Origin of the sequence: Streptomyces sp. NPDC048521, from assembly GCF_043199855.1 — a bacterium.
Lineage (GTDB): Bacteria > Actinomycetota > Actinomycetes > Streptomycetales > Streptomycetaceae > Streptomyces.
In genome coordinates this window covers 13009-28203 of sequence record NZ_JBICWR010000013.1, presented here as the reverse complement: position 1 = coordinate 28203, position 15195 = coordinate 13009, and the positions used below count along the sequence as shown (strand labels likewise).

At 69.2% G+C, this 15195-nt stretch carries 13 protein-coding genes; 4 read left to right on the top strand and 9 right to left on the bottom strand.

Features of this window, described 5'->3' with window-relative positions; genetic code table 11:
- Positions 1-15: 15 nt before the first annotated feature.
- From purU to ACGFRF_RS27390, 3 genes are all read right to left on the bottom strand, one after another.
- A complete protein-coding gene (gene purU / locus ACGFRF_RS27400; protein ID WP_393744330.1) occupies positions 16-873 on the bottom strand; it encodes a formyltetrahydrofolate deformylase in 858 nt (285 codons plus the stop codon).
- Positions 874-931: 58 nt separating this feature from the next.
- Positions 932-2278 carry an aminomethyl transferase family protein gene (locus tag ACGFRF_RS27395; protein ID WP_393744328.1) on the bottom strand — a complete coding sequence of 449 codons (1347 nt, stop codon included), beginning with the start codon at positions 2276-2278 and terminating at the stop codon, positions 932-934.
- Positions 2279-2343: 65 nt separating this feature from the next.
- The gene (locus tag ACGFRF_RS27390; protein ID WP_393744326.1) at positions 2344-3195 is read right to left on the bottom strand and encodes a methylenetetrahydrofolate reductase; all 852 of its coding nucleotides are present in this window, start codon (positions 3193-3195) and stop codon (positions 2344-2346) included.
- Between the two features lie 212 nt (positions 3196-3407).
- Between ACGFRF_RS27390 and ACGFRF_RS27385 the strand changes: the two genes are divergently transcribed.
- Genes ACGFRF_RS27385 through ACGFRF_RS27375 form a run of 3 tightly spaced genes read left to right on the top strand, consistent with a single transcriptional unit; the run spans position 3408 to position 5729 of the window.
- Positions 3408-4214, top strand: a complete 807-nt coding sequence (locus tag ACGFRF_RS27385; protein WP_393744324.1) for an SDR family NAD(P)-dependent oxidoreductase — start codon at positions 3408-3410, stop codon at positions 4212-4214.
- A 21-nt stretch (positions 4215-4235) separates the two neighbouring features.
- Positions 4236-5099, top strand: coding sequence for an NAD(P)-dependent oxidoreductase (locus tag ACGFRF_RS27380; RefSeq protein WP_393744322.1), 864 nt, complete (start codon positions 4236-4238; stop codon positions 5097-5099).
- Between the two features lie 45 nt (positions 5100-5144).
- Positions 5145-5729, top strand: a complete 585-nt coding sequence (locus ACGFRF_RS27375; RefSeq protein ID WP_393744320.1) for a carboxymuconolactone decarboxylase family protein — start codon at positions 5145-5147, stop codon at positions 5727-5729.
- A 525-nt stretch (positions 5730-6254) separates the two neighbouring features.
- Here ACGFRF_RS27375 and ACGFRF_RS27370 read toward each other — a convergent pair.
- The gene (locus ACGFRF_RS27370; protein ID WP_393744318.1) at positions 6255-7637 is read right to left on the bottom strand and encodes a carboxypeptidase regulatory-like domain-containing protein; all 1383 of its coding nucleotides are present in this window, start codon (positions 7635-7637) and stop codon (positions 6255-6257) included.
- Between the two features lie 237 nt (positions 7638-7874).
- On the opposite strand from ACGFRF_RS27370, the gene ACGFRF_RS27365 reads away from it, so the two are divergent.
- On the top strand, positions 7875-8444 hold the full coding sequence (locus tag ACGFRF_RS27365; protein WP_393744316.1) for a TetR/AcrR family transcriptional regulator: 570 nt from the start codon (positions 7875-7877) through the stop codon (positions 8442-8444).
- Between the two features lie 496 nt (positions 8445-8940).
- Here the strand turns inward: ACGFRF_RS27365 and ACGFRF_RS27360 are convergent, their stop codons facing one another.
- The 5 genes from ACGFRF_RS27360 to ACGFRF_RS27340 form a co-directional block, all read right to left on the bottom strand.
- Positions 8941-9708 (bottom strand): SDR family NAD(P)-dependent oxidoreductase, encoded by a 768-nt coding sequence (locus ACGFRF_RS27360; RefSeq protein ID WP_393744314.1) that lies wholly within the window; start codon positions 9706-9708, stop codon positions 8941-8943.
- A gap of 237 nt (positions 9709-9945) precedes the next feature.
- On the bottom strand, positions 9946-10293 hold the full coding sequence (locus ACGFRF_RS27355; RefSeq protein ID WP_393744646.1) for an ArsR/SmtB family transcription factor: 348 nt from the start codon (positions 10291-10293) through the stop codon (positions 9946-9948).
- Between the two features lie 187 nt (positions 10294-10480).
- The gene (locus ACGFRF_RS27350; protein WP_393744312.1) at positions 10481-10963 is read right to left on the bottom strand and encodes a MarR family winged helix-turn-helix transcriptional regulator; all 483 of its coding nucleotides are present in this window, start codon (positions 10961-10963) and stop codon (positions 10481-10483) included.
- 336 nt (positions 10964-11299) lie between these two features.
- Entirely contained in the window at positions 11300-12034 is a 735-nt protein-coding gene (locus ACGFRF_RS27345) for a sigma factor (protein ID WP_393744310.1), read from the bottom strand.
- Between the two features lie 142 nt (positions 12035-12176).
- Positions 12177-14990, bottom strand: a complete 2814-nt coding sequence (locus tag ACGFRF_RS27340; RefSeq protein WP_393744308.1) for an AAA family ATPase — start codon at positions 14988-14990, stop codon at positions 12177-12179.
- Positions 14991-15195 lie beyond the last annotated feature (205 nt).

Here is a 15195-nt window from a genome sequence, read left to right as displayed (position 1 = left end):
GTGTGTGTCACGGGATCAGCGGAACACCACGGTCCGCTTCCCGTGCAGAAGTACGCGGTTCTCGCAGTGCCAGCGGACCGCGCGGGACAGCGCCAGGCACTCGACGTCCCGGCCGAGGGTGGTCGCCTCGGCCGCCGTCATGGAGTGGTCGATGCGTGCCACCTCCTGTTCGATGATGGGGCCCTCGTCGAGGTCCGGAGTCACGTAGTGCGCGGTGGCGCCCACGAGCTTCACGCCCTTGGCATGGGCCTGGTAGTAGGGCCGGGCGCCCTTGAAACTGGGGAGCATGGAGTGGTGGATGTTGATGGCCCGGCCCTCCAGCTTCTTGCACAGTTCCGGCGACAGGATCTGCATGTAGCGGGCGAGCACCACGAGGTCGACCTCCAGGTCCTCGACCAGGCCGAACAGTTCCTTCTCCGCGGCCGGCCTGGTCTCCGGCGTGACCGGGACGTGGTGATAGGGGATGCCGTAGGTCTCGGCCAGGTAGCGCAGATCCGCGTGGTTGGACACCACAGCGGCCACGTCCGCGTTCAAGGCGCCGTTGTGGGCGCGGAACAGCAGGTCGTTGAGGCAGTGCCCGAACCGGCTCACCATGATGAGCACGCGTTGCGGTCTGCTGCCGTCCGTCAGGCGCCATTCCATGGAGAACCGTTCCGGTACGCCGGTGAAGTCCGCGCGCAGGTGGTCGACCGTGGTGTGCGGGTCCAGTGCCTCGAACTCGACCCGCATGAAGAACTTGCCGGCCTCGCGCTCGATGAACTGCTGGCTCTCCACGATGGTGCAGTCGTGTTCCAGCAGGAACGCCGCGACCGCGTGCACGATACCCGGCTGGTCGGGACAGGTCAGGGTGAGAACCCAGCGTGTTCCGCTCATTTGCATCACATCCTCCGCAGTGCAGGGAGTGCCTCGACGCACTCCGTCGGGGCGCCGGTCACACCAGGGGGCGGGTACGGAGCGTGGCCCGGATGTGCCGCTGGACATGCCGTTCGACGGTGGGTTTGGCCGAACCGCCGTTCTCCTCGCCGATGACGATCGTCACCTCCCGGCCGTCGATCGCCTCCGCCTCGTCCACCATGCCCAGGGAGGACCAGCCTCCGACGTTGACCGTGTAGCCGTTGTTGGCGGAAATGCCCACCAGCCGGCCGTCGACGAGCACCTTGTCGTAGGTTCCGGTGGCGTAGTTGGAGACCGGCATCTCCAGGTACTTCGCCCGTTGTCCGGTGCCGAACAGGCTGTCGGCGATCAGCTCCGCGGTGTCCCGGTCGTTCCAGCGCAGCCATACCTTTCTGCGGTGCGGCTGATCCGCCATCCGCTCCAGCGCCGCCCGTCCGACGAAGTCGTGGTCGAACTTGATGACGCGCCCGTAACCGAGGTCCCACGGCGTGACGTAGTAGTCCTCGATGTCGTCCGACACGAAGCTGCCGCCGATGGAGGCGTTCGCCTCGAACCCCTCGGCGGACAGCCACTCCCGGAACGGTCTCATCGACTCGCCGGTGTAGAGGGCCGGCACCGGCGCGGGGATCCAGCCGGATTCGATGGCGGTGGACGGGTAGGCCCGTGCGCCGCCCTGACGCAGCCCGAACTCCTCCCCCGCCGTCAGCAGCGCCTCACGGACCCGTTCGCCGTGTGCTGAGGGACCGACCAGTTCCAGGCCGGTGAACTCCTGCCCGGGTATGCCGACCATGGTGTGGTTGAGCGCTCGGATCGGGACGCCCGCGATCTCGATCTCACCCATGCCGAAGAACCTGATCCGCGGGAGCGGCACGCCCGCCGCCTTTTCGACGATCTTGTGGGTGGCCGGGCCGTTGAGCTGGAAGCGGAAGGTGAGCCGCCGGCCGTCGTTGGCGATGGAGCGTTCGTCACGCGTGACCGTGACGCGGTATTGACCTGTTTCGGCGTGGAAGGCGGCCCAGTTGGGCGCGACCGGTCGGCCCACCAGGCTGAACTCGTCGTCCTCGAAACCGAACAGGATGGCGTCACCGACGAAGTACCCGTCGTGGTTGCACGCCACGAACTGCTTCGCCTTGTTCCGGCCGAAGTTCTTGAACCCGTTCACACCGAGGTCGGACATGAGCCGCAGTGCGTCCGGACCCTTGAAGTAGATGTCCGTCATGTGGTGCGACTGGTCGAAGAGCACTGCGGTCTCATGCCACGCCCGCTGTTCGTCCCGCCAGTTGGTGTATTCGGCACGCATCGGATACACGTACGGACCCTGGGGCGCGTTGCGCAGCATGTGCGCGACGTTGCCGACCTGCTGGATCTTCTCTTCGAGATTCATGAGAATGTCACGCTCGACCTTCTGTCAGCGGGTGGAATCTTGGTGAAGGCGTCGGGTTTCCGTAGTCACCCGGTCTTCTCCGTACCGGTGGCACGAAAAAGCCATTCGAGTGTGGCGTCCACCTGATTGAAGGAGAACAGATGCAGACCTTCGACCGACAATTCGGTGAAGGAGATCTCCTTTTGGACGGCGCGCAGCAGGTCCATGGGGTCATAGGAACGTCCGAGCAGGAGACTGCCGACCATGCCGTGCTGTTTGGACAGAAACCTTACGGACTGGCCGACGCCGATCTTGACCGAGAGTTCGATCAGTTTCCTGGTCTGCAGGGGAGCCGCGACGCCGACGCGCAGCGGCAGAGTGATGCCGCGTTCGCGGGCGGACCGCAGCCACCCGGTCAGAGCGAAGGCGTCGAAGCAGAGCTGGCTCACCATGTAGTCGGCATAGTGCTGCTTGAGCGACAGGACCTCGAACAGCCTCTCGTCCGCGATTTTCGGGTGGCCTTCCGGATAGCAGCCGATCCCCAGCCGGGTCAGTCCGTGGTCGAACTCGCCCAGTTCCTGGAGTATGTCCAGGGCCTCGCTGTAGGCGCCGACGGGCTCCTCGCCGTCGCCGCCGACGATGAACAGCTCCTCGACGCCGAGGTCGGTCACCCTGCGAACGAAATCCCGCAGGTGCGGCCGGCCTTCGACCATCCGGGCCGCCAGATGCGGCACGACCCGGAGCCCCGACCGGCAGGCCGCCGCAACGTGGTCGAGCGTCCGTGACAGTCCGAACTTCGGCGAGCAGGTGATGCTCACTGTCGTTCCGGTCGGCACGGCGGCCGCCTTCTTCTCCGCGTCTTTCAGTGGAATGATCTCAATGCTGGATGCACGGACGATTTCATCGATCGTCAGTCCCCGGCCAGCAGGTCGCACCATTGCAGTTTCCCGCCTTCTTGAGCTGGAGCACACTAGATGTGGTGCACACCCTCGAGGTTGGCGAGATCGTACGACAGCGATTGTTAGACGCTTGTTAATCGCATTTTCGCCGAGTTATTCCACCCGTTAGTCGTCATTGCCGTGCGGCCGTCCGCGCTTCAGGCTCAGCGTGGCGGTACGGCGCCGCCGGATACATGGACGGAGAAAAGGCAATGACTCTTGGTGTTCGACTCGACGGACGCACCGCCCTCATCACGGGAGGCGGCAGTGGTCTCGGTCTCGCGGTGGCGGAGGCACTGCACCAACAGGGCGCCGCGGTCGCCCTCCTCGGCCGCACCAAGGCGAAACTGGAGGCGGCGGCGGAGAGGATCGCCCAAGGCGGCGACAGCCCTGTGCTGACCCTGGTGGCCGACGTCACCGACGACGACGCCGTGGCCGACGCGGTTCGTGAAGCGCACGCCTGGCAGGGCCGACTGGACATCGTGGTCAATTCCGCAGCGCCACTGCTGGCGGTCAGCCCACTGGCCGATGCCGATGAGGCGGTGGTGAGCGACGCGCTGAACGCCAAGACCGTCGGCTACCTCCGGGTCGCCCGCGCCGCCCTCCCCCTCATCGAGAAGGGCGGCACCGGACGCATCATCAACATCGCCGGCATGGCGGCGCACGTGCTGGTCCCGAACATCGGGGTGGCCGCCGCGGTGAACGCCGCCGTCGTCGCTCTCACCAGTTACCTCGCGGCCGAAGCAGCCCCTCAGGGCGTGCTGGTGAACGGCATCTCGCCGGGCATGACCCTGACGCAGGTCTGGCAGGACCGGCACGCGGCCACCGCCGAGGCGAAGGACATCACGCCCGAGCAGGTGCGGGACGGAATGGTCGACAACCTCGGTATTCGCCTCGGCCGCTGGGGCCGCCCCGAGGAGATCGCGGCCGCGGCCCTGTTCCTGGCCTCCGATCTCTCGACCTATGTGACAGGCCAGACCCTCCAGGTCGACGGCGGGCTCGGCAAGTCGGTCATCTGACGGCCGGAGAGGAACATTCACATGGCACAGGTCTCGGTTGCCGGTCTCGGCAACATGGGCCGCGGCATGGTCCGGCGTCTGCTGTCCGAAGGACACGAGGTGACGGTCTGGAACCGGTCCCCCACCGTCGTCGACGACCTCGTCGCACTGGGTGCGCAACGCGCCGGCTCGGTCGGCGAACTGTTCGCCGCCGGGCCGGTACTGTCGACGCTGGCCGACGACGGCGCCGTCGCCGCTGTTTTCCACGAGTCGGTGCTGGCCGAGGCCGGGCCCGAGGCCGTCCACGTCGGCATGTCGACCGTCTCGGTCGAGGCCGGACGGGCACTGGCCGAGCGGCACCGGGCGGCCGGGGTAGGCTACCTCGCTGTCCCCGTACTGGGCCGTCCCTCGGTCGCCGAGGCAGGGCAGCTCAACCTGCTGGCCGCCGGTGACGGCGGATTGATCGATTCCCTGGAGCCGGTGTTCTCGGCGCTCGGTCGGCGGACCTGGCGGGTCGGTGAGCAGCCCTGGCAGGCAAACGCGGTCAAGATCACCATGAATCTGCTGATCATCCACGCACTGGAGGCACTGGCGGAGGGCTTCACACTGGCGGAGCGCCACGGGATCGACCCCCACGACCTGCAGAAGGTGATCGCCGGCACCGTGTTCCCGGGCCCGGTGTACGAGGGGTACGGCACGTCGATGGCGGACCGCGCGTATCTGCCGGCCGGATTCCGCACGGCGCTGGGCGGCAAGGATCTCGCGCTGGCCGAGGCCGCCGCGGAGTCGGCGGGGCTGCAGCTACCCGCGCTGCCCGCCCTGCGCCACACCTTTCAGACCGCGATCGACTCCGGCCTGGCCGATCACGACTGGGCGTCGGTCGCGGAAGTACTGCGCAAGGGCTGACCGGCGGACATGTCCCACACCATTCGATTCGAGGAGGGTCCTACCATGGCGCTCGTGCCCTTGGTGGCCGAAGAAGACATCGACGCGACCGATCTGCCGATGATCGAGGCCGGTGAGGAGACGTTCGGCACCCTGCTGAACACCTGGCTGGCCATCGCCAACTGCCCCGGTATGTTCGCCACCTATCTGCCGTTCATCCGCTCGGTCACCGGCCCCGGTGAGCTCGACCCGCGCATCAAGGAACTCACGGCCGTCTACGTCTCGTTGCTGAACCACTGCCGCTACTCGGTGAGCCACCGCTGCTACTCGGCGCTGAAGAAGGGCGTGGGCGAGGCGGACCTGGAGCGGCTGGCCGCCGGAGACTTCACCTCGTTCACCGACAGGGAGCGGCTTGCCCTGCGGTTCACCCGCGCCATCACGCTCGACCTTCCGGTGACCCGCCGTCAGGACAGTGTGACCGGCGTCCAGCCCGAGCTGTCGGCAAAGCTGCGGGACGCCTTCGCACCGCGGGAGCTGGTCGAGTTCGTCATGTCCGTCAGCCTGTGGAACGCACTGAGCCGGTTCCACCGGGTCATGGACCTTCCTCTCGACCTCGGGAACCCACCGGCAGCGGTGGACGCCGCCGTCTGAATGGAGGTGCCCGCGGTCGGCGGTGCACTCCTCGAACCACTGCGGACGCGGGTCTGCCGCCGACGGCTGGTGTCCCGGGGCAGTGTGACGAGAACGTCGGGACCGAACGCGATGCCCGTCACCGCGGCCGCCGCATGCTGCGCACCCGGGGTGGCGGCGGTTGGCGGGGGCTTCGAGTGCCCGCGGTCCGCTCCCGCCTCCGGATGTCGTGCCCGCGCCACCGTGCGCGCCGACCGGGGCGGCACCTCGTCGACCGGCCCCCTTGTGGGCGGCTGGGACCGGGCCCGGGGCAAGGACGCTGCCGGCTGATGGGTGGCGGCCGCCGAGAGGGGCGAGGCGGGCCGAGAGCGGCCCGTGCGGCGAGCACCCACAAAGCCTCCACTCAGCTCGATGGGTGAGCAGTCCGATCACGTCGGCTGGAACCGGGCAGTCACGCCGGGCCGTTACGGCCCGGCGTCGCGTTCTCCGGCGCCGGCGTCAGCTCCGAGAGGGCCGTCGAACGCACGAGGCCACCCCGTGCTCGCGTCAACGCTGCGACAGTGCCCGGAACGACGTCCAGCGGGTGCGGCCGTGCAGGGTGAAGTCGGCCCGGACGGCCACGCCGGGCTGCATCAGCTTCTGGTGCACCACCGGGTGCCGGCCGGGGTAGGCGACGACGATGGCGATGTATCCCTCGGGCAGGCCGGTCACGGCGTACTCGCCCTGCGCGTTGGTCGTGGTCCGCACCAGCTGCCGACCGCGGGTGTCCATGACGGTCACGGCGGCATGACGGATGGGTTGCTGCTCCTCGTCACGGACGGCGCCCTCCAGCATGGGCAGCGGCTCGCCGAAGTGGTGGTGATGGTGGACCGGGAGCGCGGTGGGTGCGGGAGCCTCCACGGAGGGATCCTCGACCGGAGGCTCCGGGACGTCCTCCTCGGCATCCTCCGTATCCTTCCCGGCGGCCTCGCGATGGTGCCTCCACGCGTCGAGCCCGAGCAGGGCGAATCCGGCGACGATCCACGCACCGAGCACGAGGACTGGTCTGAGCACGCCCGCTCCGTCGAAGTACAGGAGCCCCTTGAGAGCGTCCACCGCGTTGCCCAACGGCATCGCGGCATGCAGATCCTGGAAGAACGTCGGCAGCAGCGGGACGGGAGCCACGCCACTGGTGGGGACGCTCAGCACGATGAACAGACCCATGCCCACGAGGGGGAAGAACTGCCGTGTGAACGGCGCGATGCCGGCGGAGAAGGTGGCCACCGCCATGGTGAGCAGGAAGCCGATCGCCAGCGCCGAGGGCTCGTCGGGAAGGTAGTTCAGCCATGTGCCGACGAGATAACCCACCGCACTGAAGAGCGCGGCGACACCCGCGATGGTCATCAGCTTCTTGCGGCGGTTGAAGGTCACCGCACGCAGCAGGGTGGTCGCGAGTATGTAGCCGGGAACGCTCCAGGCGACTCCGAGGTAGACCAGGGTGGTGCCGTTCTGGTCCTTGCGCACGGTGGGTGCCACGTCCGTGATCGTGAGCTTTTGGTGGTCGTGCGACGCCAGTCGGGTGAAGCCCTGGGCCAACGTCTGTTCCAGCGACTTCCCGTTGGCCTGGGCCACGTACAGCACGGGGTGTCCGCCCACGGCTGCGTATCCCGCCACGGCGTCCCGCTGGAGCACTGCCCGGCGGGCCTGCCCCGCGTCTGCCACGACGGTGACGTCGAACCCACCGGGATGCGCCCTCTGCAGGGCGGAGTCGACCTTGCGTTCCGTTCCGAGGTGGGCGACCACGATCTTCACGTGGTGCGGCTGGGGAGCGTGGAAGGCCGAGGTGAAACAGAACAGAAGGCCGAGGAAAAGTACCATCGGGAACATCAGGGTCTCGGCCAGGGTCCTGATCCAGGGTGTGCCTTCGGCGTCCCCCTTGCGGTGCTTCACAGAGCCGCCCCCCGGACGCCGCGAACCGCCGCGCGGCCGCACCTGGGCAGGTGGACGACTGGGTCACGTCCGGCCCCACGTCTCGTGACCGTTTCCCGCAGTGCAGCAGCCCGCTCCATGAGATCCCTTCACGTTCTTCGCACTTCGCCGTCGCTGACGCAAACGCCTGATTAATGTACCGATCGGCACGCCAACACCTTGCGGACCCTACGCGTACCGACCGGTACAGTCAAAGTCATGCCTCGCCCAGTCAATGTCGAAAAGCGCGCCGAGCTGCTGCAGCAGGTGGTGGCGCACCTGCAAGACCACGGGCTCGCCCAGATGTCGCTGAGCCCGCTCGCCGAAGCCATCGGCACCACCAAACGCATGCTTCTGTACTACTTCGGCAGTCGCGAGAACCTGCTGGCGCAGGCACTGCTCGCCAACCGGCCCGATGCCCGTGCGATGTTCGACGGCGTCCACGACACCGCCGGCCTGCGTCGGGCCGCCCGCGCGCTGTGGGAGGCGATGACCGTCGGGGAGCAGTCCGGACCGATCCGCATGCTGTTGCAGTTGCTGAGCCTGGCCGCCACCGACCCCCAGCAGTACGGCGCACTGGCCGCCGATACCGTCGAAGTCATGATCGGCCCGATCTCCGCCGCTTACGTCCGGCTGGGTCACTCGCCGGAGCAGGCACGGGCCGCGGCCACACTGCTCGTTTCCGGCCTGCGCGGATTGTGCCAGGACCGTCTGGTGACCCATGACGTCGCCCGTACCGACGCGGCAGCCGATCGCCTCATCGACGGAGCCGTCGCAGGGCCCCGCTGACCGGGCGCGTCGATCACCTCACCGCTCCGCGAGACCGGTCTTCCCGGTCCTCGGCCGGCGGCGCCTGCTCCGGGCGGCGCGCAACGCCGGAGACCGGCCTCAAGTCCCCGTCGGAAGCCGGGTGACAGCAGACTTCGGCATTCTCCGGCGGGGACGGCATCGGTCCCGCTCGCAGGGCACCGCCTCGTCGGGGAGCGGGGGCCGGTCGGGGACGCCCGCGCCGACGCGGCCATGGGCACGGGAGCGACGGCATCGGCGCGATCGCTCCCTGTGCACGACGACTTCCCCGACGGCGTGCGGCGACCGGTAACCGGACCGTCGCGCCTTCTGTGCGGTTGCAATCCAGCGCGGCCTCCGGCGTGCACTGGATCATCCACTCCTCCGCCGACACGGCAGGACCCGCCACCGCGGGGTCCGGCGCGGTGAGCCGGTCCGAGCCGAGTGACCTGGGCGGGCTCCTTCGGCTCGCTGTGAGGGCTGGCCGAGGACGGCTGGGTCAGATGAGTTCCAGACCGCCGTCGACGGTGATCACCTGACCGGTCGCATGACGCCCGGCCGGGTCGGCCATCCGAAGGATCCAGTGAGCCACCTCGTCCGCGCTCGCGATGTGGTGGGTGGGGATGCGGTCGCGCTCATAGGCGTACATGTCGTTGGCGGCCTCGGGGGTGAGACCGGCGTGGAGCATGACATCGGTACGGGTGGGGCCGGGAGCGACGGAGTTGACGCGAACACCTTCACCAGCGAGTTCCAGGGCCCAGCTCCGCGTCATCTGTTCGATGGCCGCCTTGGTGGCCGAGTAGTGCGCGCCGCCGGCCATGGGGCGGTGCCCGTAGGTGCTGGAGAGGTTGATGATCGTTCCGGAGGACCTGCGCAGGTGCGGCAGGGCCTCATGGGCCAGGAGGCTCGGAGCGACGACGTTGAGCGCGAGCAGATCGACGATCGTCTGCTTGTCGGTCTCCGCCAGCGGCATGACCGCCGTCGCGCCGGCGTTGTTGATCAGATGGTCGAGGCGTCCCCACCGCTCCACGGCAGCAGTGACGACCTTGGCGGGTGCTCCGTCGCCACAGACGTCGATCGCCAGGATCTCGATGTTGTCGTGGACCGCAGCGGTCTCCTGCAGCGGCCCCTCACGGCGGCCCACACCGAGTACGTGTGCGCCGGCCTCGGCGAAGGCGATCGCCGTGGCCCGGCCGATACCGGAGCCGGCGCCGGTCACGATCGCCACATGGCCGGAGAAGGCTTGGTCGAGGGAGTTGGCAGGCATCAAGTGCTCCGTTGTTCGATGTTCGTTGTACATAGAACAATATGAGTGGCCTTCGCGCTCCCGTCAAATGTGGAAGGTGTGTACGTTGGGCAACAGTTCCACAGCGTGTGATGTGTGGCGTGGGCTTCAGGGCGTATTCGGGGCGTCCGTCACCATGGGGACAAGGCGCGGCATTGATGCCACAGCGTGGGGATGGCTGCGACCAGTGTCTGCACGGGGCGGCGAGCAGTGACGCCGTTACACCTGCTCGTCGCGCTCGGTGACGTGCTCTCCGATGTTGTCGGTGACCGCGGCGGACAGCAGTGCCGGCAGAAGGCCGGGGAAACGGGCCTCGATGGCGTCACCCCGCAGCTTCACGTAGCAGCGCGTGCCCTCCTGGCGGGTCTGCGTGACACCCGCCTCGCGCAGCATCTTGAGATGATGACTGAGCGTGGACTTGGCGACCGGGGCACTGAATTGCCCCCATCCGCGTTCGGCGCCGTCCGACAGGATCCGGACGATCCCCAGCCGCGTCGGATCGCTCAGCACTCCCAGCAGGCGCGGCAGGGCGATCTCGCTGTCGGCAGGTGACGAGTGGTCCGGCATGCCGACCATGCTACCGGCTGTTCGGCGCATGTCGAACATTCCTTGAGGTCACGAACGCGACCCCTGGCACAGTGACCCGAGTCACGGCTCTGGCTGTCACGCACCGCCAGTGCCCTCAGCCGTACGCTGCAGGCGAGCCGGCTCAGGAGACACCCGCACGGACGACGCGGAACCGGGCTGTCGCTCATCAAAGAGCGGGCACTTGCCGGTTGGCCGGTCGAGGGGTCGCGCCGCCCGCGCTCCCCGTGAGGTAGCGGAGCAGGTCTTCGTCGGTGTCCTCGGCGCCGAGTTCCCGTACGACCTCCTCGACCGCCAGGTGGAGGAGGGGCGAACCCACCCTCAGCACGTCGTGTGCGACGGCGGTGAGTTCGATCTCGACGCTCCGACGATCCCGCGACGAGGTGTGCGTGGTGATCAGGCCACGGTCTTGCAGACGCGTCACGAGACGGCTGGTGGCGGACTGGCTCAGCCCTATCCCGTTGGCCAGGTCGTCGAGGTAGAGCAGACCCGTGCCGGCCCGCACACCCTCCCGCAAGGCCCGAAGTGCGTAGAACTCGCTCACTCCCAGGCCCAGATGCTGATGAAGGTGTCGCTCCATCCGGGTCTCGATCCGACGATGGACACGGGTCAGCGTGTTCCACTGCGTGATCAACGTGGCATCGTCACTCATGGGCGATGGCCTCCCTGCTGTCCGCGGCGTCCGACTGTCACCTCCCGGAGGGACGTCCCGGCAGGAGAGTGCGGCGAGTGAGCCGCCGCCGCTTGTCCGCACCAAGTAGACAAGTCCGCGGCCGTCGTTGTGACAGCCGTGTCGCTGCTGTCGTACAGCGTCGACGGGTTCCGCCGGCCCGGTCGGGGACGGGCGCCGGCAACCTCGCCCGTACTGGGGGCCGTACGGTCGGCTCGCAAGGTGCCTCTATGCGTCTCGTCCTGCCGTGGCCGGTAGCAGACGCCATCTCTTGATCATCGACTCGTGGGATGCCTCTGTCCGCCTCGCCGCCTGCTCTCACGCGGCGTTTCGGGCGGCTTCGTGACCCGGGCGGGGTGATCGGCGGGCCGATGAGGGCAGGCGGTGGACATTGCCCTCGGGTACGAGAAGCCGCACAAGGCCTTCCAGGTCACCGGTGCCGGCCGCGGTCCGGAACGCGGCGACGAGGCGACTGTGCGACTCAGCGGGGACCGGCCGCTCTCGGTCGCACTCGAGGCGGGCCTGCGCGCGGTGGACCACTACGCGTGCGTGAGGGGCGCTGATCCGAAGCAGCCCCGCAAGATCGGCATAGGCGTAGTCGAACCCTTTCCGCAGCACGTAGGCGGCCAGCCGGTCCGGCGTCAGCCTCGCCATGAGCAGGGCCAAGGCCGCCTCGACCGCCACGGCTTGCTCGGCACGCAGCACGGGGTCCTGGGCGGCCCGGTCGCCGAGGTCGGCCACCTGTGAGTCGGCCGGGGTTTCGTGGCGGTGCCGCGCGGACTGGACGACGTTGATCGCCAGACGGGTCGTGGCCGTGGTCAGGAACGCGGCCGGATTCCTGATCTTCGCGCGGTGGGTGAGCTGCCAACGCAGCCAGACCTCCTGGACCACGTCTTCGGCTCCCGAGGCGTCACCGAGAATCTGGTAGGCGATGCGGAACAGTCGTGTCCGCTGGGCCAGGAAGACGTCGAGGGCGATGTCCAGGTCGTCCTCGTCCGGCCGGGCGGCCGGGGGTTCGGTCGGCGTTGTCGTCTCCGGGCTGGGCGCGGACATCGGGAACTCCTCTTCGTGGACGGGCGCCCGTCGAGGGCGATGGTTCCACCCTCGGTCGGGGGCACCGTTCACCGCGCCCTTGTCGCCCATGGTCGAGTCCGTAGGGGTCCCGTGGGGGTCCGGGGGGTGCCCGCACCGGCCCTCAGCCGGATCGCACCGTGCCCTCGTCCAGGGTGTCCGTGGCCGGGGCGCTCGCGAGGGCACCCGGCAGCGCGCGTCGTGAGTTGATGCCGAGCTTCGTGTACACCTTCCGGAGGTGCCACTCCACGGTGTGGGGGCTGATGAACAGCTCCGCGCCGATCTTCGCGTTCGTCATGCCGTCGGCGGCGAGCGTCGCGACCTGCGACTCCTGGGGGGTGAGGACGCTCGCCGGCTTGTCCTCCCGCGCCCTGACGTGCTCGCCGGTGGCGAGCAGCTCGCGGCGAGCTCGCTCGGCGAACGCGTGCGCCCGCATTCCGTCGAACATCTCGTGAGCCGTGCGAAGGTGCTCGCGGGCCAGCGAACGGCGGTGGCTGCGGCGTAGCCACTCGCCGTACAGCAGGTGGGTGCGTGCCACCTCCACGGCCACACTGCCGCGGCGGAACTCCGCGATCGCGGTCCGGTACAGACGATCGGCCTCGTCACCGTCGGTGAGGAGAGCCTGGCTGCGGGCGCCGGCGCCACGGGCCCAGCCGGAGTCGGCGGCACGGGTGAGTTCGACCAGCCGGGCCAGCGAGGTGCGGGCCTGGTCGAGCTCACCGCACCGGGTAGCGGCCTCGACGTGTTCGACCAGCGACAGGCCGGTGAAGTTGAACCCGTCGTGCTCGATGCCCGTGCGAGCGGCCTCCAGGGCCTCCTCGTAGCGTGCGAGGCCGTTGAACAGCACGCCTTGGATGTAGCCCATGGCGCCCAACAGAGACACCTCGCCTCGTTGTTCGGCACTCTGCCTGGCTTCTTCGATGATGCCGGCGGCGACGTCCGCCTCGCCTCGCCACGCGGCCAGGACAAGCGTCGCGTACTTGTGCGGGGCGTGGCCGGTCGCGGCGGCGAGCGCGTCGGCTTCGTCGATCATCCGGGATGCCTCGGCGAAGTCGCCGTAGTGGATGTGCACCCCGCCGGCGTAGATGAGGGCCGGTGGCAGCACGCCGAGCGCTCCGATGTCGCGGGCCAGGCGCACCGCGCGGCTCGAGAGCGTGTCCCACGCGTGCAGGTCCCAGGCGTAGTGAATGAACGCCTCCAGCGCGACCGGGGCCAGCAGGAGCCAGCGCACGGTCGCCTCCCGGCTGCCGAGTTCCTCGTGTGTGAGCAGCTCCAGCGCGCCGCGCAGTGCCGGGACACCGGTCTCGCACCCGTCCGCGAGGAGCGCGGCCACACCGTCGAGCAGCAGGTCGGCGGCCTTGGAACCCGAGGGGGGCGCCCCGGACCCGCGGGCCGCGATCGCGGCGGCCCGGGCACCTGTCGGGCCGTGGACCCGGCCGGCGAAGATGGTCGCGCTGATCGCCTCCAGGTACGTCTCCCGCGCCAGTGGCGACCCGGCTGCGGTGAACTGTGCGGCGGCCTCGAGGAGCAGAGGTGCCGCCTCGTCGCTGCGGCTGCGGGCGAAGAGGATCCTGGCCCGCAGGCGCGCCAGGCGGGCGCGATCCAGGACGCTCAGGGGACACAGTTCGGCCACCGTCGCGAGTTCCGTGGCGCGGTCGGGCGCCGCGGCCGAGAAGTGCGCCTCGGCGGCCGCGAGGGCTCGGCGCCCCCGCCGCCACGGGTCCGGCGTCACCTCGGCCGCACGCTCCAGCAGTACCGCCTCGGCCGCGATGCCACCGCGCTGACGCGCGCGGTCGGCGGCCTGCTCCAGCCCCGCGGCGACCTCCTCGTCCGGCCCGTCGGCGGCCTGGGCGGCGTGCCAGGCGCGCCGGTCGGGGTCCAGGACCGGGTCCGTGACCTCGGCCAGCGCCCGGTGCACCGCTCGGCGTTCTTCGGGTTCGGCTCCGTGGTAGACCGCCGAACGGACCAGCGGGTGCCGAAACCGGATGGACTCACCGAATTCGATGAGGCCGGCCGCCTTGGCCGGTGCGGCATGGGGAGCGATCTTGAGAGAGGCGGCTGCGCGAACCAGCAGGCGCGCGTCACCGACCGGTTCCGCCGCGGCGATCAGCAGCAGTGTCCGGGTCGCCGCCGGCAGCGCACCGAGCCGGCTGGCGAAGTCCCGTTCGACACGGCTCGCAACCGGCCCCGGGATGCTCGGGAAACTCGACGAGTCCAGGCCGTACGCCAGCTCGGCGGCGCTGCGGCCGCGGGAGAATTCGAGCAGCGCGAGTGGGTTGCCGTGCATCTCGGCCACGAACCGGTCCCGGACCCGTTTCTCCAGCCGCCCGCCGACGGCGGCCTCGAGGAGCTCACCGGCCGCGGCGGTGTCGAGACCGCCGATCCGCAGCGCCGGCAGACCGGCAAGTGCTTCCTGTCCCTCGGGGTCGCGTACCGCGAACGCCATCGCGACCGCCTCGGCGAGCAGCCGCCGGGCCACGAACTCCAGGGTCTGCAAGGACACCTGGTCCAGCCACTGAGCGTCGTCGACCAGGACGAGCACCGGTCGGGTATCCGAGGCCCGGGTGAGCAGAGTGAGCACGGCCAGGCCGACCAGGAAGCGGTCGGGCGGATCTCCGGCCGCCATCCCGAACGCCACACGGAGGGCGTCGCGCTGGGGTTCCGGCAGCGCGTCGAGCTCGCCCAGGAACGGCGTGCACAGTTGGTGCAGGCTCGCGTAGGGCAGCTCCATGTCGGCCTCGATGCCGTGCGCCCAGGTCACCTTCACCCCGGACGCCTGCGCGGCCACGTACTCCAGAAGCACCGACTTCCCGATGCCGGCCTCGCCACGGACCACCAGTACTCGGGACCCGCTGCCGCGCAGGCCGGCCAGCAGGTCGTCGAGCGCCGCGCACTCGCGATGCCGACCGACCAGGTCGGGAAGCGGACTGGCGATCATGCGAGGCGGCTCCTTCGGGGAATCCGGGGATGCAAGCTCCCACAACGGTTGTCGGAACGATCCTTGCAACGATACCTGGGGCAGCACCCACACGTTGTGTCGAACTGTTGTGACGGACTCCACGCCAGTAAGTTCCCCAACGCTGTCACACGCGAGCCTGTTGTCCGGTCGACCACTGCCTATGATCTCGTCCGTCCGCTGCCGC